19 protein-coding genes are annotated in these 23,681 nt (G+C 43.1%); 11 read left to right on the forward strand and 8 right to left on the reverse strand.

The genetic code is table 11. The features are described 5' to 3' along the window. Nucleotide 1 precedes the first annotated feature (1 nt). Nucleotides 2–1,303 carry a DEAD/DEAH box helicase gene (locus ACRZ9O_RS03250; RefSeq protein ID WP_459456311.1) on the reverse strand — a complete coding sequence of 434 codons (1,302 nt, stop codon included), beginning with the start codon at nucleotides 1,301–1,303 and terminating at the stop codon, nucleotides 2–4. 76 nt (nucleotides 1,304–1,379) lie between these two features. Then, nucleotides 1,380–1,859, reverse strand: coding sequence for a DUF6141 family protein (locus ACRZ9O_RS03255; protein WP_459456313.1), 480 nt, complete (start codon nucleotides 1,857–1,859; stop codon nucleotides 1,380–1,382). A gap of 73 nt (nucleotides 1,860–1,932) precedes the next feature. Here ACRZ9O_RS03255 and ACRZ9O_RS03260 point away from each other — a divergent pair, with 73 nt between their 5' ends. Genes ACRZ9O_RS03260 through acs form a run of 3 tightly spaced genes read left to right on the forward strand, consistent with a single transcriptional unit; the run spans nucleotide 1,933 to nucleotide 5,515 of the window. Next, nucleotides 1,933–3,408: an MFS transporter gene (locus ACRZ9O_RS03260; RefSeq protein WP_459456315.1), complete on the forward strand. Its 1,476-nt coding sequence runs from the start codon at nucleotides 1,933–1,935 to the stop codon at nucleotides 3,406–3,408. Next, nucleotides 3,405–3,623 carry a DUF6814 family protein gene (locus tag ACRZ9O_RS03265; protein WP_459456317.1) on the forward strand — a complete coding sequence of 73 codons (219 nt, stop codon included), beginning with the start codon at nucleotides 3,405–3,407 and terminating at the stop codon, nucleotides 3,621–3,623. Before ACRZ9O_RS03260 ends, ACRZ9O_RS03265 begins: the two co-directional genes overlap by 4 nt. Before the next feature lie 2 nt (nucleotides 3,624–3,625). After that, nucleotides 3,626–5,515, forward strand: a complete 1,890-nt coding sequence (gene acs / locus ACRZ9O_RS03270; protein ID WP_459456319.1) for an acetate--CoA ligase — start codon at nucleotides 3,626–3,628, stop codon at nucleotides 5,513–5,515. Between the two features lie 163 nt (nucleotides 5,516–5,678). On the opposite strand, the gene ACRZ9O_RS03275 is transcribed toward acs, so the two are convergent. The 3 genes from ACRZ9O_RS03275 to ACRZ9O_RS03285 all read right to left on the reverse strand — a co-directional run bounded on the left by ACRZ9O_RS03275 (nucleotide 5,679) and on the right by ACRZ9O_RS03285 (nucleotide 10,041). Continuing rightward, on the reverse strand, nucleotides 5,679–6,626 hold the full coding sequence (locus ACRZ9O_RS03275; protein WP_459456321.1) for an arginase: 948 nt from the start codon (nucleotides 6,624–6,626) through the stop codon (nucleotides 5,679–5,681). 131 nt (nucleotides 6,627–6,757) lie between these two features. Continuing rightward, complete coding sequence (locus ACRZ9O_RS03280; RefSeq protein ID WP_459456323.1) at nucleotides 6,758–8,428, reverse strand: sodium/sugar symporter; 1,671 nt, start codon at nucleotides 8,426–8,428, stop codon at nucleotides 6,758–6,760. A 62-nt stretch (nucleotides 8,429–8,490) separates the two neighbouring features. Then, nucleotides 8,491–10,041, reverse strand: a complete 1,551-nt coding sequence (locus ACRZ9O_RS03285) for an NFACT RNA binding domain-containing protein (RefSeq protein WP_459456325.1) — start codon at nucleotides 10,039–10,041, stop codon at nucleotides 8,491–8,493. 22 nt (nucleotides 10,042–10,063) lie between these two features. Here ACRZ9O_RS03285 and ACRZ9O_RS03290 point away from each other — a divergent pair, with 22 nt between their 5' ends. The 3 genes from ACRZ9O_RS03290 to ACRZ9O_RS03300 are packed head-to-tail and all read left to right on the forward strand — an operon-like array spanning nucleotide 10,064 to nucleotide 12,824. Continuing rightward, nucleotides 10,064–10,648: an IMPACT family protein gene (locus ACRZ9O_RS03290; RefSeq protein ID WP_459456327.1), complete on the forward strand. Its 585-nt coding sequence runs from the start codon at nucleotides 10,064–10,066 to the stop codon at nucleotides 10,646–10,648. Continuing rightward, complete coding sequence (locus ACRZ9O_RS03295; RefSeq protein ID WP_459456329.1) at nucleotides 10,645–11,466, forward strand: fumarylacetoacetate hydrolase family protein; 822 nt, start codon at nucleotides 10,645–10,647, stop codon at nucleotides 11,464–11,466. The genes ACRZ9O_RS03290 and ACRZ9O_RS03295 overlap by 4 nt, the downstream gene beginning before the upstream one ends. Further along, on the forward strand, nucleotides 11,466–12,824 hold the full coding sequence (locus ACRZ9O_RS03300; protein ID WP_459456331.1) for an aldehyde dehydrogenase (NADP(+)): 1,359 nt from the start codon (nucleotides 11,466–11,468) through the stop codon (nucleotides 12,822–12,824). Before ACRZ9O_RS03295 ends, ACRZ9O_RS03300 begins: the two co-directional genes overlap by 1 nt. A 114-nt stretch (nucleotides 12,825–12,938) precedes the next feature. Here the strand turns inward: ACRZ9O_RS03300 and clpB are convergent, their stop codons facing one another. Together clpB and ACRZ9O_RS03310 are read right to left on the reverse strand one after the other, a co-directional pair. Continuing rightward, nucleotides 12,939–15,539, reverse strand: coding sequence for an ATP-dependent chaperone ClpB (gene clpB, locus ACRZ9O_RS03305; RefSeq protein WP_459456333.1), 2,601 nt, complete (start codon nucleotides 15,537–15,539; stop codon nucleotides 12,939–12,941). A 112-nt stretch (nucleotides 15,540–15,651) separates the two neighbouring features. Next, the gene (locus ACRZ9O_RS03310) at nucleotides 15,652–18,819 is read right to left on the reverse strand and encodes a PAS domain S-box protein (RefSeq protein WP_459456335.1); all 3,168 of its coding nucleotides are present in this window, start codon (nucleotides 18,817–18,819) and stop codon (nucleotides 15,652–15,654) included. A 72-nt stretch (nucleotides 18,820–18,891) separates the two neighbouring features. On the opposite strand from ACRZ9O_RS03310, the gene rsmA reads away from it, so the two are divergent. The 4 genes from rsmA to ACRZ9O_RS03330 are packed head-to-tail and all read left to right on the forward strand — an operon-like array spanning nucleotide 18,892 to nucleotide 21,884. After that, a complete protein-coding gene (gene rsmA / locus ACRZ9O_RS03315) occupies nucleotides 18,892–19,674 on the forward strand; it encodes a 16S rRNA (adenine(1518)-N(6)/adenine(1519)-N(6))-dimethyltransferase RsmA (RefSeq protein ID WP_459456337.1) in 783 nt (260 codons plus the stop codon). A 52-nt stretch (nucleotides 19,675–19,726) separates the two neighbouring features. Further along, nucleotides 19,727–21,103: a magnesium transporter gene (mgtE, locus tag ACRZ9O_RS03320; protein WP_459456339.1), complete on the forward strand. Its 1,377-nt coding sequence runs from the start codon at nucleotides 19,727–19,729 to the stop codon at nucleotides 21,101–21,103. Nucleotides 21,104–21,105: 2 nt separating this feature from the next. After that, nucleotides 21,106–21,555, forward strand: a complete 450-nt coding sequence (gene dtd, locus ACRZ9O_RS03325; RefSeq protein WP_459456341.1) for a D-aminoacyl-tRNA deacylase — start codon at nucleotides 21,106–21,108, stop codon at nucleotides 21,553–21,555. Nucleotides 21,556–21,557: 2 nt separating this feature from the next. Beyond that, a complete protein-coding gene (locus tag ACRZ9O_RS03330; protein WP_459456342.1) occupies nucleotides 21,558–21,884 on the forward strand; it encodes a nucleotide pyrophosphohydrolase in 327 nt (108 codons plus the stop codon). Here the strand turns inward: ACRZ9O_RS03330 and ACRZ9O_RS03335 are convergent. Then, on the reverse strand, nucleotides 21,881–22,540 hold the full coding sequence (locus tag ACRZ9O_RS03335; protein WP_459456344.1) for a hypothetical protein: 660 nt from the start codon (nucleotides 22,538–22,540) through the stop codon (nucleotides 21,881–21,883). The two genes, ACRZ9O_RS03330 and ACRZ9O_RS03335, sit on opposite strands and share 4 nt — an antisense overlap. Before the next feature lie 148 nt (nucleotides 22,541–22,688). Here ACRZ9O_RS03335 and ACRZ9O_RS03340 point away from each other — a divergent pair, with 148 nt between their 5' ends. Beyond that, a complete protein-coding gene (locus ACRZ9O_RS03340; RefSeq protein ID WP_459456346.1) occupies nucleotides 22,689–23,618 on the forward strand; it encodes a hypothetical protein in 930 nt (309 codons plus the stop codon). Nucleotides 23,619–23,681: the final 63 nt, after the last annotated feature.

The raw sequence follows: 23,681 nt of genomic DNA on the forward strand, positions 1-23,681 counted from the left end.
ATCAATAGGTATTTTTCTTTCCGTACCATTTACGGCCAGAACTAGCCTTATCGAAAGAACGAGCTGGCTTCGCATCTTTAGCTGCAGCTGCCGGAGCACTGGGACGAGAACCTCCGCCATTACGCGATTGACCTTGCGGTTTTTTGGCCGCTTTCTCCACGTGCAAGACTTTCATCGGGTATTTGTGGGCTTCGACTACTGGAATCTTCTTCCCAATTAATTTCTCGATGTCTTTCAAATACGCTTTCTCTTCGATATCGCAGAAGGATATCGCAGCGCCTTTTGCTCCTGCACGACCGGTACGACCGATACGGTGAACGTAGGTTTCAGCGATGTTCGATAGTTCGTAATTAATGACAAATTCTAATTCGTCGATATCAATACCACGAGCGGCAATGTCGGTAGCGACAAGTACACGTGTGGTTTGAGCTTTGAAGTTTTTCAGCGCTGTTTGGCGAGCGTTTTGGGATTTATTCCCGTGAATCGCTTCTGCCTTAATGCTAGCTTTTAATAGCATTTTTACCACCTTGTCCGCACCGTGTTTTGTACGGGTGAAGACTAGGGCTGTTTTGATCGAAGTATCTTGTAAGATGTCAAGCAATAGATCGTTCTTATTGCCTTTATCTACAAAATAGACTGATTGATTAATGATCTCAACGGTAGATGAAACCGGTGTTACAGAAACGGATGCCGGGTTTTTCAAAATACTACCCGCAAGTTTCACGATTTCTGGTGGCATCGTTGCTGAGAAGAATAACGACTGGCGTTTGTGTGGCAAGGCGGCTAATAATTTCTTCACGTCGTGGATGAAACCCATATCGAGCATGCGATCCGCCTCATCTAAGACGAAATATTCTACGTCTGCGATCGATAAAAGACGTTGGTTCATTAAGTCCAAAAGACGTCCAGGCGTCGCAATCACCACATCAGCTCCGCTGCGGATGGCTGAAACTTGGGGACTTTGGCCCACTCCTCCAAAAATAACTGCATATTTCAAGTCCGTATGACGCGCATAGGCTCTGAAACTTTCACCGATTTGAATCGCTAACTCCCGAGTAGGCGTTACAATCAAGGCGCGGATTTTCTTATTTTTCTGGAACGACTTGTTCTCTTCTAAAAGCTGAATGATGGGCAACGTAAACGCTGCCGTTTTACCCGTACCCGTTTGGGCGCAACCTAATAAATCCGTGCCACGAAGGACAATGGGGATTGATTGGGCTTGAATAGGTGTAGGATTTGTATAACCCTCTTCTTTGAGCGCCTTTAAAATAGGCTCAATGAGGTGCAATGATTCAAATGACATATTACTGTATAAAGATGTGTTATGAGCAATGAAATAATAACAAACATCCTCATAATGTGGCGCAAAGGTACGCCTTTTATTTCACAGATTCGGCTAATCGGCCCATATCAGCTAAAACCTGCTTGATCTCCTCCCCTTTTTGGGTTCCAATTAAGACCGATTCCCCTTTTTTGAAATTCAATTGTAAGCCTACATTTCCAGCCGTATTGTAAACTAATCCATTCCCACTAAAGCTGTATTTAATCCCCCAGCCACCATATTCTAGTAAGGGACTATACGTCCTAACATAACAAGCGGAAAGAGAATCCCAGGGGTAAAACTTCTCCTTTAAATGGAAAGGGGTAAAACGCACATAAATACCTTCTTCTGTGATTCTAGTGACTAATTTCATTTGCCAAAACAACACAGGCAATAACATTCCCACAACAAATGATATCATGAATGTGCTGGTGGTGGGCGGTGATACGGTGGCAATCGAGTACATCATGGTCAACCAAGATCCAATGATAATCAGCCATAACCACCATTGGGTGAAGCGTTGTGTTTCGGTAAACATAGGCAAGAATTTTGGCTCAAATTTAGCAGAATTAGGCAGAAAATTTTAGATTTGTTAAAACCTATTTAAAATAATGTCAACCAAAAAACAAAGCCTCGCCTACATTATTAGTGCGTCGTCAGTAGGTACCTTAATCGAGTGGTATGATTTCTACATTTTTGGAAGTTTAGCCACCGTATTATCGACCAAATTCTTTCCAACAGATAATCCTACCGCCGCCTTTCTAAATACCTTAGCCACTTTTGCAGCTGGATTTGTAGTGCGCCCTTTTGGAGCCTTAGTTTTTGGACGATTGGGCGATTTAATTGGCCGAAAATATACCTTTATGGTCACCCTGATGCTGATGGGAGGCGCCACTTTTGCCATCGGATTAATTCCCTCTTATGCTACTATTGGTGCCTGGGCACCCATTTTAGTCTTAACACTACGACTTTTACAAGGACTCGCTTTAGGTGGAGAATACGGTGGAGCCGCAACCTATGTGGCTGAACACGCACCCGCTGAAAGACGCGGGTTTTTTACTTCGTGGATTCAAACGACAGCTACTTTAGGTTTAGTCATTTCCTTAGCTGTCATAATGGCCACTAGGGCATCTATGAGCAAAGAAGCATTCGATGACTATGGCTGGAGAATTCCCTTTCTGGTTTCTATTTTAATGGTGCTAGTCTCTCTTTTAATCCGTAAAAACATGGAGGAATCACCCATGTTTGCTAAGGCCAAAGCAGAAGGAAATATTAGCAAGAACCCCTTAAAAGAATCTTTTGGAAATAAACTAAACCTAAAATATGTGCTTTTAGCGCTTTTCGGGGCTACGATGGGTCAAGGTTTAGTCTGGTATACCGGCCAGTTTTACGCACAGACTTTCCTCTTAAAAATCTGTAATCTGGATGATATTCAGACAAATATGATTTTAGTCATAGGACTATTATTAGGAACCCCTTTATTTGTGATTTTTGGTGCCTTATCAGATAAAATAGGACGTAAAGGGATAATGATGGCGGGTATGATTATAGCCGTTTTCTCGTATCGCCCCATTTTTGACCAGATGTATAAAACAGTGGATGTGACCAATAAAACCGTGATTCCAGGTTCTGAAAAGAGTATTTTAAATGGCAATACGATGACTATTACGAAAGAATTTACGGATGGTAGTTCGTATAAAAATGTAATTACAGAAGTTTCTCCAGATAAAACGGAATCTAAGATTAGCATTAAAATAAACGAGACAGATCAGTGGACCTTAGTGGGTTATGTCTTTCTCTTGATTTCTTTTGTCACCATGGCATATGGTCCCATCGCCGCCTTTTTAGTGGAAATGTTCCCTACGAAAATTCGGTATACCTCGATGTCGTTGCCCTACCACATTGGGAATGGTGTTTTTGGTGGCTTAATGCCGGCCATCGCTACGTTTTTAGTGTCCAATGCACAAACGGCTGGAGTCGTTCAAAAACCCTATTTAGAGGGATTAAACTACCCTATTGCTTTAATTAGTGTCTGCGTAGTGATCGGAATTATTTACATCAAATCAGATAAAAAAGCAGCAGCATGAACCTCATCAAACGCATTTTAGGAATAGTTTGGATCGGTCTAGGAATCGGTGCAGGCATTTATTTGATCTATTTCCAAGCGGTTCCTTTATGGGCCAAAGGCGGGAATGACCTCGTACCTGCCATTATTTACACCTTTGTTTTAGCTCCCCTTATATCGATTGGAATGAGTCTTTTTGGCTACTATTCCCTTCAGGGAGAATTTGATAAAATTTAATTATGAGAATCACAAGCCTAGCAGATTACCAAAAAACGTATGAATTAAGCGTACAGCAACCAGAGAAATTCTGGGCAGGCATCGCAAATCAATTTGATTGGATCAAACCATTCACGAAAGTGTTAGACTGGAATTTTGATGATTATTCGGTCAAATGGTTTGAAGATGGCCAAATGAACATCACAGCCAATGCACTAGATCGCCATTTAAAAACGATTCCAGATCAAGCAGCCATCATCTACGAACCAAATGAACCGGGAGATGAAGCCATCACCTTAACTTACCGTGAATTACACGCGAGAGTATGTAAGTTCAGTAATGTGCTAAAAAACCAAGGCGTCGTAAAAGGAGATCGTGTTTGTATTTACATGCCCATGATTCCAGAACTAGCTATCGCAGTGTTAGCTTGTGCTCGAATAGGTGCCATTCACTCGGTGGTTTTTGGCGGATTTTCAGCTCAATCTATCGCGGATCGCATCAATGATTCGGAATGTAAAGTGGTAGTCACTACGGACGGAGCTGTGCGGGGCAACAAGACCATTCCGATGAAAGAAACGGTGGACGATGCCTTAGTCACCTGTCCATCAGTAAAAAAGGTCATTGTAAAAACACGAACTAAAACACCTGTTTCGATGATAGGCGGACGTGACCTTTGGTTGGAAGAAGAAGAATTAGAAGCCTCTTTGGATTGCCCAGCTGAAGCGATGAATGCAGAAGATCCTTTGTTTATTTTATACACCTCTGGATCTACAGGAAAGCCTAAAGGCGTTGTTCATACCTGTGGTGGCTATATGGTCTACACAGCCTATACATTCGCTAACGTATTCCAATACAATCCTGGAGAAGTCTTCTTCTGCACCGCTGACATTGGCTGGATTACCGGTCACTCCTATTTAGTTTATGGTCCCTTGTTAAATGGAGCAAAATCCGTTCTTTTCGAAGGAATTCCTACCTACCCAGATGCTGGACGCTTCTGGGATATCATCAAAAGACATTCCGTTAACATCTTCTACACAGCCCCTACAGCGATTCGTTCGTTAATGGGTTTTGGCGATGAACACATTGAAGGCAAGGACCTTAGTTCGCTACGTGTTTTAGGATCCGTGGGTGAGCCATTGAATGAAGAAGCGTGGCATTGGTATAATGACAAAGTAGGTCACGGCAACTGCCCTATCGTCGATACGTGGTGGCAAACCGAAACGGGCGGATTAATGATCTCGCCTATCGCGGGAATCACCCCATTAAAACCGGCTTTCGCGACATTACCTCTACCAGGGGTTCAACCCATCTTAGTAGATGAGAATGGAAAAGAAATTACCGGAAATGGCGTAAATGGTAATTTATGTATCAAATACCCATGGCCATCGATTATTCGTACCACGTATGGTGATCACGAGCGTTGCAAATCGACTTACTTCTCTACCTACCCAGGTTTATACTTCACAGGAGATGGATGTATGCGCGATGAAGATGGATACTACCGTATCACCGGTCGTGTGGATGATGTAATGAACATCTCTGGACACCGAATCGGGACGGCAGAAGTGGAAAATGCCATCAATATGCACACGGGTGTGATTGAATCCGCTGTCGTAGGCTATCCACATGATATCAAAGGACAAGGGATTTATGCCTATGTTATCTGCGAACACCCGACCATCAATGATGATTTGACTCGCAAAGATATCTTAGCAACCGTAACTCGTGTGATTGGGCCTATTGCCAAACCTGACAAGATTCAATTCGTTACAGGCTTACCTAAAACACGTTCTGGCAAAATCATGCGCCGTATTCTTCGCAAAGTGGCGGAAGGCGACACATCCAACTTGGGAGATACGTCAACGTTGTTAGATCCGGGTGTGGTGGATTCGATTATCAGCGGAGCATTGTAAAAGAGCTCCGCTCTTTTACAATGCTCCGCTGTAGAGTATAGATAATAGAGTAGAGAGTATAGGTTTAAAGCATAAAGTTGGAATCGCCGATGGCGATGAATTTAGAGGTTTTTTTCCTACGGACTCATTCCCTTCGTACTGTAAACTGCCCACTGTCGACTGACTACTGCGTTATTCGCTTCTCTATTTTGGCCAAAACATCAAATGCAGTTTCCGCCATCTTGTTCCCTTTATTATCAAGTAAGGGGTTAATTTCAGCCACTTCTAAACAAACTACTTTCTTTGTAGCGATAAATAATTCAATGATGGCAAGTACCTCTTCAGAACTAAAACCCGATTTTACGGGAGTCCCTGTTCCATACGAAATTTGATCACAATCGAGTGAATCCACATCGAAAGATATAAATATCATGTCTACTTCGTCCAGTTTTTGGATGGCTTTTTCAACACAATTCGCTAGACCCGAGGAGCGTATTTCTTCTACTTTGTGATGCAGAATTCTATTTTGATCGATAATATACTGCTCAGCTGATTCAAAATCCCGTAGCCCAAAAAATACTAAATGATCACTCGAGAATTTAGGCTGGGATAATCCAATGTTCTTCAACTCGTTCCAAGATTCGACTGTAGCATGCGAAACCTCATTTACCGCACATGCTTTGTTATCAATTTGCATGGAAGCTGCTAATGGCATACCATGAATATTGCCTGAGGGTGAAGTAAACGGAGAATGTAAATCAGCATGAGCATCGATCCAAACTACTCCCAGCTTTTTCTGTGGATAAGCTTTTTTTATTCCACTAATTACACCCAATGCAGAAGAATGATCACCAGATAAAACGATAGGAAAATACTCATTTTCTAAAGTAGAAGAAACGTGGTTACAGACGCGTTCACACTGTTGTAACACATGGTCTATTCGTTTAGCAAAACTATTGGTATTCTTTTGGTAGATAGTTTCGTTATGGGTAGGAATATCTTCAAAAAGATGGCGATGAAAAAAATCGTTATCTACATTGATCGCAGCAATTTCAAGGGCATCGATGCCCATATCTGATCCTCTAGTACCGGCGCCTATATCCGATCTATTCTTCAGAAGTTTGATTTTCATGGTTTTGTTGATAAAGTCGCTGCCGCGCAGCTTAGTCGCCTACGGCTTAGCCAAAAGTCTCCAGAAAAATTACAGGCAAGGGTTTACAAAATTATTGCGCAGCACAATTTTAAAACCCTTGCCTGTAATTTTTACCAAAAATACGTGTAAAGAGCAATCAATCCCATCACCACCACGACCGTTCCTAAAATGAAAGAAGGCTCGAGTTTGAACATTTTGGCATCAATCTCCAAACCTTTCGGATTGTTCTTGCTTTTAGGATCCGCTAATGAAATAATCACCATCGAAACCACACAGAAGATAAACACCCAGCCCATGCGGTCCATAAATGGAATCATGTACACATCTCCATCAAGGAATGCCGTATAGAAAATAGAGTCATTGACGCCAGTCCAAGTTGGAATGTATTTCGTTAAAATGGAGAAAGAAACACCTCCAATTAGCGCAAATAATGCCGCATTCGACGTAGTTCTCTTCCAGAAGAAGCCTAAGGTAAATAAGGCAAAAATACCAGGTGAAACATAACCAGTATATTCTTGAATAAATTCAAAACCACCTTTTTTGTCGATACCCATTAAAGGTGCAATCACGATAGCTAATACCATGGCAACAACTACGGCTATTCGGCCAATAGAAACTAATTGCTTTTCAGATGCATTCGTATTGATGTATTTCTTGTAGATGTCTAACGTAAAAATCGTAGAGATTGAATTCGCCTTACCCGCCATTGATGCTACAACAGCTGCGGTTAAAGCCGCAAAGGAAAGACCTTTTAAACCAGCTGGTAACAAATTCAATAATACAGGATAAGCACTATCTTGGTTGATAACTCCATCTTTCAACATTTCTTGCTGGAACATGCCGTCCTTGTGCAATAAATACGCTGCGATACCAGGTAAAACCACGATAATAGGCATTAACATCTTCAAGAATGCTGCGAATAAGATACCGTTACGCGCGGTAGGCAAATCTGCCCCTAAAGCACGTTGCGTGATGTATTGGTTACAACCCCAGTAGTTCAAGTTGATAATCCACATACCCCCGATTAACACGGTTAGACCTGGTAGAGAAGGGTAATTGGCATTATCCTTGTTTAATATCATGTGGAAATGCTCTGGGGCTTTGGCTAATAAATGATTCATACCATTCATCACACCTTCACCACCGAAGTGGTCTGATACCATTTGGAGTGCCAAATAAGTAGTTGCTAGACCTCCTAAGATTAAGAAGAAGACCTGAATTACGTCAGTATATCCAATTACTTTCATTCCACCTAGCGTAATAATCACTGCGAAAACAGACATACCAATCATACAAACCGTAAAATCTATACCTGAAATAGTGGTAATTGCTAGGGCTCCTAAATACAAAATAGAGGTCAAATTAACTGCTATGTACAGCATTAACCAGAACACAGCCATAATTAAACTTACTGTAGGTGAATATCGTTGCGATAAGAATTGAGGCATCGTGAAGATTTTATTCTTCAAATAGATCGGCATAAAGAAGATCGCCACAATTAAGAGCGTTGCTGCAGCCATCCATTCGTAGGTAGCGATGGCCAGACCGAGTCTAAAACCATTGCCGGACATGCCGATAAATTGCTCTGCTGAGATATTGGATGCGATTAAGGACGCACCAATCGCCCACCAGGTTAACGAACCTTCCGCTAAAAAGAAGTCATTAGAGTCGGATAATTCGGATTTTTTCTTGTTGTAAATCCAATAGCCGTAACCAGCTACTACCACGAAATAAAATAGAAATACTAGGTAGTCGAGTGTTTGTAAACCGTTTGATTGCATAGAGTTTTAAAGTTAATTTAAGGTCTTGAATTGACTAAATTAACCTTTTTATCGGAATTGTACTAATTCCAAAGCTCTGGTTTTACTAAAACTACCTCTTCCTCGCGGTCTACGATGACCATTCCAGGCAATAAATCCTTCGTTTTGCGCACATACTTTTTAGAGGTAACAATCACGGGACAAAGGGATTCGGTCTGTCTTTTAGAAAAATAAGCGGCTAGGCTTGCTGCCTTTTCGATGACGAAGGCTGGCACGGTTCTATTTTGAGGGTTACGCACAATCACATGAGAACCGGATACGTCGCGAGCATGTAACCAGATATCCTGTTTCTTCGCGTATTTCAGTGTAAGAAGGTCGTTATTCTTTGCATTTTTCCCTACCCAAATTACCCAACCATCGACCTCAAACTGCTTAAATGGCAATTCTTCGGCGGATTTTTTATCTGTCGCTAAGGCTAAAAAGGGTTTCAAGCCTTTCCGAGTTTTTACGGATGCTAACAAAGCGATTCTTTGTTGTATTTCAGCTATCTCCTGCTGCTTGCGTGCAATATTTTCTTCCCAATGGGCCAGTTCTTTGGAGAAATTCTTACCCTTTCGGTAATAATTCTCTGCATTAGCTGCAGGACTCAGCGTTGAATTTAACTTAATCGTGATGGGTTGATTTCGGTAAAAGTCGTCTAAAACCACCTTACTTTCACCCTCCGGAACTAGATGTAAAAAAGCCATCAAAATATTACCTATTTCTTCGAATGGCACATTGGTCTCTCTTATCACTTTTTGTTTTACCAGCTCTTGTAGGTAGAGTTGAGATTTCGCTAAATTTCGTTCTAACCCCTCCTGTATTTGTCTTTTCTCCCTTGTGAACTCCCCTACCGAATAATGCAACACATAGAATTGATTCAAAGCGGCAATGGGATCCGTCGTTTCGAATAGCGTTGCGGAAGATGGCGGGAACAAGGTAAAACCAATGCCTTTAGATGTGGAAACCACGTAAAAAGTCCCTTCATCTAGGATTTGAAGCATCTTTTGCACTAGAGCCCATCGATCATTCAGATTCAAATTTTCATATCCTCGCGCGGCAAGCCAAGCTTGCCCTTCTTTTCCCAAGGTGGGAAATAGTGGAAAATACTCGCCATCTGCTGTCTGGAAGGCTTCAAAACTTTGGTCGATGGAACGCGAGATGGAATCTAGAGAAAGCTCATCGTCTTTCTTTAGTCGTTTTTGGAATTGAGAATCATATTCTCCATCTCGGTATAAAATCAAGTTTGCCCGATTCCCAAAAAGCTTAAATACGAGTACATAATTACCTAGAAAATGAATCCCAAAGGCACGTTCATTTTCATACATCTCCACTTCTTGGACTTCGGCTAAGAGTAAATCAGAAAACAGGTCGATGGAATTTCGGCCGGCACGATGGAATGAATCGGGGAATTGTAAGCTAGAAAACTGGGGACCGAGGGAGCATTTGATGTAGAAATCATCGCCGTTTTGGCGTTCAAAACCTAAAACTAATTCATCCTTCTCCTGCGAAAAACACTGTTTTAAGCGCGCATACATCAATATCTGACGTAATTGACTTGATAAAATCCGCAGAAAATAATAGTTATTGTGCATCGCTTAGCCTAAATTTATCCTTATGTCATTGATACCCGACTCCTATCTCACGATCGCAAAACCAGCTGAAGGACTTTACAAAGATAAAGGAAGTAAATTCATCAGTTGGGCATATCCGGTGAAAGATTTGGAAGAAATCAAAAGCCATTTAGCTTCCTTGAAAGAAGCGCATCCGAAAGCACGCCACATTTGTTATGCTTATCGACTCGGATTTACCCCTGAAGAAGCTAGATCAAATGATGATGGGGAACCATCTGGAAGCGCGGGAAAACCCATTTTGAATACGATTCTCTCTCAAAATCTTCATTATGTGTTGGTGGCGGTCGTTCGGTATTTTGGCGGCACTTTGTTAGGCGTACCTGGACTCATCCAAGCCTATAAAGAAGGAGCAGTCGATGCGCTAGAACAGGCGGAGATTTATGAGAAAGAGCCGATGAAAATCCGTAGCATTCAGTTCAGCTATGCCCAGATGAATGAAGTGATGAAAATTTGCAAAAAACACCCGATTACGATAGTAAATCAGGTAATTGATAACCTTTGTACCTATGAATTGACGTATGCATCTCGCCACGCAGCAGAGATTGATGCCTCACTAGACAACCTATGAAAACGTATAAAATTAATTTAACCTCAGTTGGAATTCAGGTGCAGGATCAGCAAGGGCTGGTTTGCTCGGTTCCAGGAAATTGGGATGAGTTTATTAACCAGTCCCAGCTATTTCAGCATTGCGTTTCCCTGAATTTTCAGGAGGCCAAAATCGAAACACCCCTCTGCCCTATCGATTCACAAGAAATTTGGGCGGCTGGCGTAACTTATTTGCGCAGCAAAGTCGCACGAATGGAAGAGTCTAAAGAATCTGGCGGAGATACCTTTTACGACAAGGTGTATGACGCCGAGAGGCCTGAAATATTCTATAAAGGTAATCGCTTGCGGTCCGTAGGGCCGGGCGGAAAGGTGCGTATTCGGAAGGATTCTTTTTGGAATGTGCCAGAACCAGAATTGACACTTTTTGTCAATAAACACGGAGAATTAGCGGGCTACAGCATCGGTAACGATATGAGTTCAAGAGATATTGAGGGAGAAAATCCCTTGTATTTACCGCAGGCCAAAGTCTATGACGCCGCCGCCGGCCTAGGACCTTGCTTGTTAGTGACTGAAAAACCGTTGGAACCCACTACCATCATCGCGATGGAAATCATCCGAAACGGCGAAAGCGTTTTCCAAGGCGACACCGAAATCTCCCAAATGAAGCGCTCACACGCCGAATTAATCGATTATTTAACCCGCGAAATGTCCTTCCCATCAGGCGTCTATTTGATGACGGGCACTTGCATCGTCCCGGATCCGCCGTTTACCTTGCAATCCGGGGATAGCATCCACATCACGATTGAACCTATTGGAACCCTTATTCAAACCGTCGCCTAATGAATTATAAAGACGCCTCGATGGCAGAAATCGACTCAGCCATAGCAGCTGCAAAAGCCGCATTTCCTATTTATCGCCGCATTTCGGATGTTAAGCGTGCTGCCTTCTTAGAAGCCATATCCCGCGAAATAATGGCGATAGGTGATGATTTAATCCAAAGCGCCTGCGCAGAATCTAACCTCCCAGAAGCGCGTATTACGGGAGAAAGAGGTCGCACAACGGGCCAAATTCAAGCCTTCGCAGACTTCATCTCTAATCCTGCTTGGAAAAAAGAAATCCACGATCCCGCTCAACCGGACCGTGCACCTTTACCTAAACCAGATTTATTTCAAACCCAAATCCCGCTAGGTCCAGTGGCCGTTTTTGGGGCTAGCAACTTTCCATTAGCCTTTTCTGTAGCAGGTGGAGATACGATTTCTGCCCTGGCTGCCGGATGTCCTGTCGTTTTCAAGGCACACCCTGCTCATCCTAAAACGGGGGAGTTAGTCGGTTCAGCTATTTCAAAAGCGGTCGCTTCCTGCGGTTTACCCGCAGGCGTTTTCGCTTTGATTCACGGTTCTTCGAACGAGGTAGGATCCCATTTAGTGCAACACCCAGCTATTCAGGCAGTTGGTTTCACAGGATCATACCGAGGTGGAAAAGCCTTGTATGACTTAGCCGTTCGTAGACCTCATCCGATACCCGTTTATGCGGAAATGGGCAGCGTGAATCCCGTTATTTTATTATCGAACAAAATCGCCGAAAATCCTTCCGCTCTCGCAGCGGGACTTGCCGGTTCTGTTTGCCTAGGTGTAGGTCAATTTTGTACCAATCCTGGCCTGCTAATTTTACAGAAAAAAGACGCGGCCATCCTCGATTTGCTTGCCGCGGAATTAGATAAATTACCTCTGGGTACTTTTTTAACGCCCGGAATCGCATCTGCTTACACTTCCGGCGTTACTAACCTTGCAAAACACGCAAAACAATTAACCTCGCACGAGCTACCTTCTCCTGCCCTATTTGTGGCTGAGGCTGCTACTGCAAATCACCAGATTTTGGAAGAAGTTTTTGGACCTTGCACAGTCGCAATTTTAGTAGAAGATGAAGCAGAAATGTTGACGTTTATTGAGTCAATGGACGGACAATTAACGGGAACCATTCACGGAACCAAAAACGAAATTTCAGACGAATTAATCGATACGCTGTTACAAAAAGTAGGCCGCCTATTATTCAACGGTTTCCCTACAGGTGTGGAAGTTTCTGGCGCAATGGTCCACGGTGGTCCATTTCCAGCTACCACAGACTCGAGGAGTACGAGTGTGGGAACGCAGGCGATTTATCGGTTTACGAGGATGGTTTGCCTTCAGAATAGAGTATAGATAAGAGAGTAGAGATTGGTTTTAGATTAGAGATTATAGAGCAGAGAGTAGAGATAAAATATGTAAATTATCTCTACTCTCCTATCTATTATCTACTATCTCCTCTCTCTACTCTTAAATTTCCACCTCCACATTTTCAAATATAAGCTCCCCCTTACCATCCAACTCCATCATCACCGCTGAATCTTTCACGATTTTTCCTGACAGAATAGCCTTTGACAATTCATTCAGAACCGCTTTTTGAAGTACGCGCTTCATCGGACGACCACCATAATTCGGGTCATATCCATCCGTAGCGAGTTTATTCAAGGCTTCTTCAGAAGCTTCCAGCGTAATGTTTTGTTCCGCTAAACGCTTCTGCACTTCTTTGAACTGGATCGCTAAAATTTTGCGGGCATGATCTAAAGTCAATGGTTCGAACAACACGACTTCATCGACACGGTTCAAGAATTCTGGACGGACTACTTGTTTCAGTAAAGTCATTACTTCTTCTTTGGTCTCCTCCAATACAATCGCATTATTCCAACCTTCCATCTGCGCCATTTTCTCTTGAATCAAGTGGCTGCCGATGTTCGAGGTCATAATGATGATCGTGTTCTTGAAGTTCGCCGTGCGACCCTTGTTATCCGTTAATCGGCCTTCATCTAATACCTGCAATAAGATGTTCCAAACATCTGGATGCGCCTTTTCGATCTCATCCAACAACACGACCGAGTAAGGTTTGCGACGCACTGCTTCCGTTAACTGTCCGCCCTCATCGTAGCCCACGTATCCCGGAGGCGCTCCCACTAAGCGGCTTACCGCATGGCGTTCCTGGTATTCAGACATGTCGATGCGGATCATCGCGTTTTCGTCGTTGAATAGGTAGGATGCCAAAGTTTTGGCTAATTCCGTCTTCCCCACACCCGTCGTACCCAAGAAGATGAACGAACCAATGGGACGCTTCGGATCTTGCAATCCCGCACGAGAGCGGCGAACCGCATCCGAAACCATTTCGATCGCTTGATCTTGACCTGCTACCCGTTTGTGCAGTTCATCTTCCAAATGCAATAACTTCTCCACCTCCGTTTGCAACATACGGCTCACGGGAATTCCAGTCCATTTCGCCACCACCTCTGCTACGTTTTCGGCCGTAACTTCCTCCTGCAACATCGAATTTTCTCCTGAGGAAGAAGCTTGCATATCTTTTAACTTCTGTTCTGACTCGACTAAACGACCGTAGCGAATCTCAGCTACCTTTCCGTAATCGCCTTGACGCTCGGCTTGTTCGGCTTCTAGTTTTAAACGATCGATCGTCTCTTTTTCGGCGCGGACCGCATCGAGCACGGATTTCTCTGCTTGCCATTTGGCCTTCAACGCATCTCTTTTCTCTGACAAATCCGCTAAATCGCGTGATAATATCGTTTCTTTTTCCTTGTTATTCTCGCGACGAATGGCCTCACGCTCGATCTCTAATTGCATAATCTTGCGCTGAATGTCATCGATTTCTTCTGGAACAGAGTCGATTTCAAGTCGCATTTTGGCAGCTGCTTCATCCATTAAATCGATCGCCTTGTCAGGCAAGAAACGATCAGAGATATAGCGGTTCGATAATTCCACCGCCGCGATCACCGCGTCATCTTGGATTCGAACCCCGTGGTGCAACTCGTATTTATCCTTGATCCCGCGAAGAATGGAAATCGCATCAGCGACATCTGGCTCTTCCACTAAAACGGATTGAAAACGACGCTCGAGGGCTTTGTCTTTCTCGATGTACTTTTGGTACTCTTTCAAAGTCGTGGCACCGATCGCATGCAGTTCACCACGCGACAAAGCAGGTTTTAATAAGTTCGCTGCGTCCATCGCCCCTTCGCCTCCGCCGCCAGCACCTATCAAGGTGTGGATTTCATCAATGAATAAGACGATTTCCCCGTCGGAATCTGTTACTTCTTTGATCACCGCTTTTAAACGCTCTTCAAATTCCCCCTTGTACTTCGCTCCCGCCACTAAAAGTCCCATATCGAGTGACATCACGATTTTGGATTTCAAGTTTTCGGGTACGTCACCAGAGACGATACGTTGGGCTAGACCTTCCACAATGGCGGTTTTACCTACGCCAGGTTCTCCTAGAAGAATGGGATTGTTTTTCGTTCTGCGGGATAAAATCTGCAAGACCCGGCGAATTTCTTCGTCACGTCCGATGACGGGATCAATTTTTCCGGCTTTCGCTAATTCATTTAAATTCTTACCGTATTTTTCCAAAGACTGGTAAGTACCTTCTGCATGTGGATCGTTCACTTTTCTATTTCCTCTTAATTCTGTGATGGATTTCTTAAAATTTGTATTGTTGATGCCTAGCGACTTCAATAGGTCTGCGACAGCATCTTTGGATTCGATTAAAGCGAGAAATAGAATCTCTACACTGACATACGAATCGCCAAATTCAGTTTTCAAAGCCTCCGCTTTCGTCAAAACTTGCTGCAAGCCATTGCTCGCATAAGGCTGAGCGCCTGATACTTTCGGGTAAGAAGAAAGGATTGATTGTAATTTCTCTTGAATTTGTAGAACAGACACGCCATTCTTCTTTAAAAGAAAGGCGGATGTTTGGGTGTCGTCTTGCAAGATGGCTTGCAAAAGGTGCCCCGTTTCAATGGCTTGCTGGCCATTCTGGCTCGCGAATTCCATCGCGTTTTGAATAATAATTCCAGCTTGTGATGTGTAATTATTGGGGTTCATATCGGCTAGGTTTTTCCCCTACCTAGCAAATGAATACCCAATCGATAAATTCGGAAAAAATGGCACTACATTTCGCGAAACGAAAAAGGAAAACACGCCAAAATGGCGCATATTAGGCGAATTTGGCTTTTATCGCATCTTCAAAATTCTTTAATGCAATTTGCAGATCGACTATCTCGGTGGCGAAATGCGTGAAATCACAGACTTTGGCTTTCAACTCCATCTTTTCACAAATCGAATGCACTTGAGCCGCACCTAAAGTTCCGGAATTTCCCTTTAAGGTATGTAGTTCGGATTGAACTCCTTTACAATTCGACTCAGCATGAGCAGAGATAGCAGCCGCAATCTGTTCTTTGGCCTCCGCGATAAATTCTTCTAACATACTTTGGACAAAGGCAGGATCTCCGCCCACCGCGTCCGAAAGCGAGGCTAAAACCTCTTCGTCCACCACAAATTCAGCGTTATTGACGAAAACTTCGGTAATAGCGTGACCCTCAGACACCCAGCGCGAAACCATCTGAATGATTTGCTGCGCCCGAATCGGTTTGGCTAAATAATCGTCCATTCCAGCCGCCAAGAAGCGCTCTCGATCTTCTTTCATCGCATAGGCCGTCATCGCCACGATAGGTGGCAAAGCGGCTAGATTCAATGATTTCAGGCGACGTGTAGTTTCCATTCCATCCATTTCTGGCATTTGGATATCCATCAACACTAAATCGAAATTCGAGTCTTTTTGCAAAATATCAATGGCTTCCTGGCCACTGGAGGCCATCAAAACCTCACAACCCGCCTTCATCAAAATCTGACTTGCTACCTTGCGATTCGTGGCATTATCGTCCACTAACAAGACACGCGCATGTACGGAATGCAAAGTCCCTGAAATGGAAAGATTCTCGTCTTTCTTCGTTTTGGCCGCTAGAGAAGAATCCCCTATCGCGAGTTTAATCGTAAACCAGAACGTACTTCCCTTTCCCTCCACTGACTCCACCCCGATATCACCGTCCATAAACTTACAGAACTCCCGTGAAATCGCTAGACCTAATCCGGTTCCTCCGTAGTTTTTCGAGGTAGAATTATCTATTTGTTGGAACGCGTTGAAGAGCTTTTCTAAATTCGTAGGACTGATTCCAATCCCTGTATCAGTCACGCGCACTTCTAATTCTGTCGCATCGGAAGAAACTGAAATAGGTTTCACCGAGATCTTAACGGAACCATTCTCCGTAAACTTCAGCGCATTCGAAGTTAAATTGGATAGAATCTGCAATAAGCGCGTCTCATCAGCCTTCACATAAGCGGGCACTTTATCATCTAGTTTATACGAGACTTTATTCCCTTTCTGATGCGCTAATGGAGTAAATAAAGCCATCAAGCGATCGAAAACATCCTCTAGCAGAATATCGGTAGGATGTAAGACCATCTTGCCGGCTTCGATTTTGGCCAAATCCAAAATGTCATTCAAAATATGCAATAGCGTCTCCGACGACTTACGTATCGTTTGTAAATAATCTCTTTGTTCTTCCTCCAGCGGTGTATCACAAAGCAAGTCCACCATCCCAATCACCCCGTTCATAGGCGTCCGGATTTCATGCGACATATTCGCCAAAAACTGTTCCTTCACTTTCAACGAGTGCTCCGCCTGTTCGCGGGCTTCCACCAGTTCAGTTTGATACTTCTTAATATCCGTGATATCCCGAGCGATACCAGAAACTTCCGAGATGATCCCCTGGTCTAAAATGGGATTCAAATAAATCTCTAACCAGCGATCCGTCCCATCTTTCTTTTTCAAACACAGCTCAAAGTGCTGCTTCGTACCTCTGAACGCCTGCTTATAATGCTCCTCCATTACCTTGCGTTCCTCCGGCGCCATCATCTTGAAACCCATCGTCTCCGAACTGAAATTCAATTGAGGCGTAATCCCCAATTCCTGCTGTAATAAGTCCGCATAATCATGATTAAAGCTCATGAGCATCAAACGCTTGTTCACTGACCACATGAGGTGAGACGAACTTTCGAAGATGGAATTTAATCGTGCCGTTTCTCTGGCCAAAGCCTCTTCCGCCTGCTTCCTCGAAATCGCAATCGCCACTTGCCCCGAAATAAAATCCAATAACTCTAAATCTCGGTTCTCGTATTTATTCGCCCGCTCATAAGACTTCACACCAATGATTCCTGTCACCCGATCCCCAATCCGGAGGGGAACACAGAGCATTACTTTGGGAACCACCCCATATAGGTAAATCTTCTTCTCTGCCGCTAACTGATGAATCTCATCATCGTGCAAAATCAGCGGCTTATTCGCCATCAACGCATATTCGGTCAAGCCATTCCCTAAGCGTCGCTTCGTAAAGTGCACCCGGGAGTTAAAGTATTCATCGATGTAGTAAGGGAAATAGATATAACTCTTCCCTGGATCGTATTGCGCGATAAAGAAGTTCTTCACGTCGATCACCTCGCCTAATTGCTTGTGAATGTTCACAAACAAATCATCCAGATTCGAGGAATTGATGGCTACCTGAGAGATAGAAGAGAACAATTTATTCGCACGCTCCGCACGGACCTTTGCCGTCGAATTGTGAAGAATACAACGATAAGCAGTAGGCAGACCCCGTTCGAATCGGCAAGTCACGGAGCCTGAAACATACAAACGGCGTCCGTCTTTACGTTTGAAAACGGCTGTAAATTCTGGTATTTCCTCCCCTTTCGCTAGCGTATCAAATTGAGCCTGCGTCAAATGCGCAAACTCTGGATGCAGCACATCCTGAATTTTCAAGTCCTTTACTTCCTCCTCCGTGTATCCCATGGTTTCTAACCAGGCACGGTTTACAAACAGGAAACGACCAGTCACCCCCGTAATTTGAATTAAGTCAGTCGTATTATTAATTAAATCTTGTAATTGGGCATTCGAGCGCGTCAGCGCTTCTGATACTTTCTTCTTCTCGCTGACATCCTCCCCTATGATACTCAGAAAATTATCGCTCACCACGGTAGAAGCGACTTCTACCCATTTGATAGCACCTGATTTCGTTTTGTAATTTCGTTCGCGTTCTTCGAATAGACCACCGGTCTGAATCGCTTTATCAAAAGAGGTTCTTCGTATTTCACTTTCGCCATCAGGAACAAGGGTGCTAAAGAAGTCCATTCCATTTAATTCCCCCGGCTTATAGCCTAGCAATTGATGCGTATAGGCATTCGCATGCGAGATGGTACCATCGAGCGCCATAACGATGCCAAAAAGCTTCAGGGAATCCAATGTTTTAATCAGGGCCTGCTTGTCCTCCATGCCTTTAATCGAAAATTTTGCTTAAATGTACAAAAAAGGGCTTAATTTTACTCCTTAAACCCCAGAGACCCGGTGCAAGTAAGAGCAAAAAAGAGTTTAGGACAACATTTTTTAAATGATTTAGACGCGGCAAAGCGCATCGTAGATGGCTTGCAGCCGGCTGGAGCCTATACGAAAGTGTTGGAGATTGGGCCGGGAATGGGAGTGTTGACACAGTTTTTGGTCAAAAAAAACGAATACGAAACCTCCCTCATCGAAATCGATAAAGAGTCTGTCGACTATTTACGTAAAAACTACCTGGAGTTTACGGGGCCGCGCTTAATCGATGGAGATTTCCTCCGTTATCCGCTGGAGAATATTTTTGGCGAAGAGAAATTTGCCATCGTGGGCAACTTCCCCTATTTCATTTCGACACAGATCTTCTTCCGAATTTTGGAATACAAAGACCAATGCATCGAAGTAGTGGGAATGCTCCAAAAAGAAGTAGCAGTTCGTCTTGCGGCAAAACCAGGCAATAAAGATTACGGCATTTTGAGTGTTCTCTTGCAGGCATTCTACGATATCGAATACTTGTTCAGCCTAGGACCGGAGGTATTTACCCCTCCTCCCAAAGTCAACTCCGGCGTCATTCGCCTCGTTCGAAACTGGGACAAAAAACTAGAATGCGATCCAGCAAAATTCAAGTCTTTAGTAAAGATGGCCTTTAACCAACGTCGCAAGACTTTGCGTAATGCCCTCAGAGCCTTGCAATTACCTGAACATCCTTTACTGAGTAAACGTGCTGAACAACTAGGCGTAGCCGAGTTCACCGAGTTAACGATTTTATGGAAAGATAATGGTTACCAGGGCGCTTAATCGATCTAATTTTCGTAATTTGCGCTGTTAAATTTTTAAATCACCTCAACACATGGAAGTAGTCAACCCACAACACCTTCCGTTTGAACTAACGAAAGAGTTCATAGAGGACATCCGTTTGATGATCGAAAATCAGGCGAATGAGGAGATTTTATTGAAGCTAGATGAATTATTTCCAGCTGATATTACCAGTATTTTAATTGAATTGACCACAGAAGAGGCGAAATACCTGGTTCTGTTAATCGATACTAAACTAGCGGCTGAAATCATTTCTACCCTAGATGCAGATGACCGCAAAAAATTCTTAAAGAATTTTACTTCCAAGGAAATCGCCCAATATATCAACGTCATTGATTCCGATGATGCAGTAGATATTCTAAATGAGCAACCGGTTAAAGTACGTGAGGAAGTAATCGCGCTTTTAAAAGACCGCGAGCAAGCTCGTTTCATCATAGACTTAATGCATTACGATGAAGACTGCGCTGGTGGTTTAATGCAGAAAGAGTTAATCAAGATTAATATTTCCCAAACCGTAACCGAATGTGTGGAGGAAATCCGCAAGCAGGCAGAGGAAGTGGAAAAAGTATATTCCGTTTACGTCATTGATGACGACGGACTTTTATTAGGTACCGTTTCTTTAAAGAAAATCATCTTAGCGAAGCGCGGTTCTAAAATCGCAGACGTCTACGATGCGGATGAAATTGTTTCGGTTCAGACTTACGCTTCTGGTGAAGAAGTAGCCGATTTAATGCAGAAATACGACTTAGAAGCAATACCGGTAGTCAATATTCAGGGACGTCTTTTAGGCCGAATCACCATCGATGACGTGGTTGATTTCATCACAGAATCCGCACAAGAAGATATTCAGGTCATGGCCGGTATCTCGGAAGACGTGGAAGAAGATGACTCTGTTTGGTTATTAGTGCGTTCACGCCTGCCTTGGTTGATTGGTGGTATGGTGGGTAGTTTTTTGGCAGCTAAAATCATCGATCGTTTCGACGACACCATCTCTCTTTTACCTGCCATTTCTGCCTTCATTCCCTTGATCGGTTCGACCGGTGGAAATGTAGGAATACAGTCTTCTTCCTTAATTGTGCAGTCTTTAGCAGATAAAAGCGGTTTAGATACCACCTTGTGGAAACGTCTCCAGAAAGTGTTATTAGTTGCTTTAATCAACGCATTAATCGCAGCGATATTCGCTTTTGGATGTTCTTTATTAGTAGATTCAGGCCAAATCATGTTATCCATGACCGTTTCCATCTCGCTTTTCGCGGTGGTTATGTTAGCTAGTTTAATGGGGACCATCACCCCATTGGTTTTAAATCAAATGAAGATTAATCCAGCGGTGGCAAGTGGCCCTTTCATCACCACGACGAACGACATCCTAGGCTATGGAGTTTATTTCTTGATCGTCTACCTACTCTTGTAAATATGATTGCCGTTATTCAACGCGTAAGTCAAGCCACCTTGCATATCGATAGTGCAATGCAGGCCTCCATTCAGCAGGGATTTGTGGTACTTCTAGGCATTCACGTGGATGACACGCCAGAAGATGTGGCATATTTAGCGGGCAAAATAGCTGGATTACGCATTTTCTCTGATGAGGAAGGCAAAATGAATTTGGATTTAAAAGCCATTCAAGGCGAGCTCTTATTAGTGAGCCAGTTTACCCTTCAGGCGGCGACTCGCAAGGGAAATCGACCCAGTTTTCTTGATGCGGCCAGACCAGAAGAGGCGATTCCTCTCTATGAACTGATGATCTCGACTTTATCAGATAAACTTGGTAAAAAGATCCAAACTGGCGTCTTCGGTGCTGATATGCAAATTAATTTAACAAACGACGGGCCAGTCACCATCATCCTCGACTCTAAAAACCCCTAATTATGACGATTTCAAACGCACAACAGCAAGTAGACGAATGGATTAAGACCGTAGGCGTTCGCTATTTTAGTGAATTAACCAATATGGCCATGCTTACCGAAGAGGTAGGAGAAGTCGCTCGCATCATCGCGCGTCGCTATGGAGAACAATCAGAGAAAGAATCCGATAAGAATAAAGACTTAGGAGATGAGATGGCTGATGTCCTTTTCGTGCTGATCTGTCTGGCTAACCAAACAGGCGTTAACTTAGAAGAGGCTCTGAAACAGAACCTCTTAAAGAAGACGGAGCGTGATGCTGACCGCCACAAGAATAATCCCAAACTAGCTTAACGAACGGGTATTTGACTAGATTCAATCTTCTTAGCGATTCCCTTCCCCTCTTCTTTAGATGGAATGTAGGGCTTCAAAATCGTTATTTGTTCTAATACGGGATTCATTTGCTGAATGAAAGGATGGCGCACATCGAATTCCGCTTCACCCGATACTTTAGTAAATTCTTCTACAGAAATGTTTTGGCGTTTGTTGCGGAAGGAAACCAAATGAGTTAACGTGCTGTCTCCAGCTAATTTACCTCCTTCCCAGGATACTACCGAGCCACCGTGTGCCCAACCAAAACCAGAGATCGTAAAATTTTTTGAATTCAATTTCTCCACTTCCTGTAAAGGCAATCCTAAAAACAAGCCAGAAGCCGTTTTCCAGGAAGAACTCTCCCCTTGAATACTCACATCAGAAATTTTACCCTCGTGAAAGAATACGTTCGCTTGCTTAGGCGTACCTGGAAAAATGATCGCTCCTTTCAACGTATCATCTCCCGAGATAATGGCTGTATCCAGAATGACAGACTTAGAACCATATTTAGAGACTAAGCCTTTGGCATCTATACAGGTCAATACTTCATTTAAATTCTCAGTAGGAATGCTCACTTCCGAGTTAGATCCACAAGAAGCCAAAACGGCCAACGACAACAAGTGTATAATTTTTTTCATGGTTACAGAATTAGAGTTAAAATTACCTAAGCTTAGGGACAGAAGCAAGCTAGAAATATTCCAAATAAGCTCAGCAAAATAATTGCAAGCCCTTAACGTTTATCGAATTATGAGTATATTTGTTTTAAAGCTTAGCATTTAACTGATTATGATTCGAATACTTTTGTTGTCTCTTCTTTCTTTTTTGCTCTATCAGCCTACCAGTAGTGGACAACAAATGTGGTTTCAAAAACAAAAGCGTCAACAGGGATACAAAGGAGCCCCTTTTCAGGCACATAATTCCATTACCTTAGGTGCAGGAAGTTCGCAATATTTCTATTCGAATCAGGATTTAGGCTATTTTTCTAATTGGATCAATTCGAAAACCTCCTTTAATTTAGGAGCGAGTTTCACCCGACATTTTCACAAAAAATTCAGTTACCGATTTAGCGGCAATTTCATTCAATTAAAGGGCGAAGAGGTATCATTCACAAAAATTCCTACGGACATCACTTTGCAAAATATGGTTTTTTCGACTAGTAATAATATCATCGAAATCAGCGCAAAAGGCCTATATGAAATTTTGGGAAATGACGAATATGTGCTCAAAAGAAGTCCCATCAAACCTTATATCTCACTTGGAATTTCAGTCATATCCAATAACCCAAGTATTTCAAGAGTAGATGGCACAGGTTATTCAGGAGGATTGAAAAGCGCTCCTAAAACCTTGAATTATTATCTTCAACCTCCCTCACCCATACCAACACCAGCGCCTCTACCTACATTAAGTACTATTCCGGAAACCATAACGAATCCCGCTGAAGTGGTCCCATCCGTTGGAATCGCCATTCCACTTCATTTGGGTTTACGGTACAAATTAAATGATAAAATTGACTTTGGTTTTGAGTTAGGCTACTTAACTAATTTAACCCCAAGTATTTTCCCCCAACTGGCTAGTACAAATACGGATAAAGTATTTAACCCAAAATTGTTAATTCCGGCTAAAAGACCCTACACAACGGATCATGTCGTTACAACACAATTCCAAATCATATTTCACATACCTTCACCCAAAGAATGCCCTCCATTACCGAGATAACATAAACAACTAGATTTTGACATTTGAAGAACTCGGGCTCAGCCCACAAATATTAGACGGTAT

This window comes from Aquirufa sp. HETE-40SA (genome assembly GCF_054558635.1).

What these genes read in the sequence shown, in the direction of transcription:
- ACRZ9O_RS03295 (WP_459456329.1), top strand. Translation starts at nt 10,645, where the DNA reads ATGAAAACGTATAAAATTAATTTAACCTCAGTTGGAATTCAGGTGCAG.
- ACRZ9O_RS03260 (WP_459456315.1), top strand. Translation starts at nt 1,933, where the DNA reads ATGTCAACCAAAAAACAAAGCCTCGCCTACATTATTAGTGCGTCGTCA.
- ACRZ9O_RS03250 (WP_459456311.1), bottom strand. Translation starts at nt 1,303, where the DNA reads ATGTCATTTGAATCATTGCACCTCATTGAGCCTATTTTAAAGGCGCTC.
- ACRZ9O_RS03335 (WP_459456344.1), bottom strand. Translation starts at nt 22,540, where the DNA reads ATGAAAAAAATTATACACTTGTTGTCGTTGGCCGTTTTGGCTTCTTGT.
- ACRZ9O_RS03255 (WP_459456313.1), bottom strand. Translation starts at nt 1,859, where the DNA reads ATGTTTACCGAAACACAACGCTTCACCCAATGGTGGTTATGGCTGATT.
- ACRZ9O_RS03310 (WP_459456335.1), bottom strand. Translation starts at nt 18,819, where the DNA reads ATGGAGGACAAGCAGGCCCTGATTAAAACATTGGATTCCCTGAAGCTT.
- ACRZ9O_RS03265 (WP_459456317.1), top strand. Translation starts at nt 3,405, where the DNA reads ATGAACCTCATCAAACGCATTTTAGGAATAGTTTGGATCGGTCTAGGA.
- clpB (WP_459456333.1), bottom strand. Translation starts at nt 15,539, where the DNA reads ATGAACCCCAATAATTACACATCACAAGCTGGAATTATTATTCAAAAC.
- ACRZ9O_RS03340 (WP_459456346.1), top strand. Translation starts at nt 22,689, where the DNA reads ATGATTCGAATACTTTTGTTGTCTCTTCTTTCTTTTTTGCTCTATCAG.
- ACRZ9O_RS03280 (WP_459456323.1), bottom strand. Translation starts at nt 8,428, where the DNA reads ATGCAATCAAACGGTTTACAAACACTCGACTACCTAGTATTTCTATTT.
- ACRZ9O_RS03285 (WP_459456325.1), bottom strand. Translation starts at nt 10,041, where the DNA reads ATGCACAATAACTATTATTTTCTGCGGATTTTATCAAGTCAATTACGT.
- ACRZ9O_RS03300 (WP_459456331.1), top strand. Translation starts at nt 11,466, where the DNA reads ATGAATTATAAAGACGCCTCGATGGCAGAAATCGACTCAGCCATAGCA.
- acs (WP_459456319.1), top strand. Translation starts at nt 3,626, where the DNA reads ATGAGAATCACAAGCCTAGCAGATTACCAAAAAACGTATGAATTAAGC.
- ACRZ9O_RS03330 (WP_459456342.1), top strand. Translation starts at nt 21,558, where the DNA reads ATGACGATTTCAAACGCACAACAGCAAGTAGACGAATGGATTAAGACC.
- mgtE (WP_459456339.1), top strand. Translation starts at nt 19,727, where the DNA reads ATGGAAGTAGTCAACCCACAACACCTTCCGTTTGAACTAACGAAAGAG.
- dtd (WP_459456341.1), top strand. Translation starts at nt 21,106, where the DNA reads ATGATTGCCGTTATTCAACGCGTAAGTCAAGCCACCTTGCATATCGAT.
- ACRZ9O_RS03290 (WP_459456327.1), top strand. Translation starts at nt 10,064, where the DNA reads ATGTCATTGATACCCGACTCCTATCTCACGATCGCAAAACCAGCTGAA.
- ACRZ9O_RS03275 (WP_459456321.1), bottom strand. Translation starts at nt 6,626, where the DNA reads ATGAAAATCAAACTTCTGAAGAATAGATCGGATATAGGCGCCGGTACT.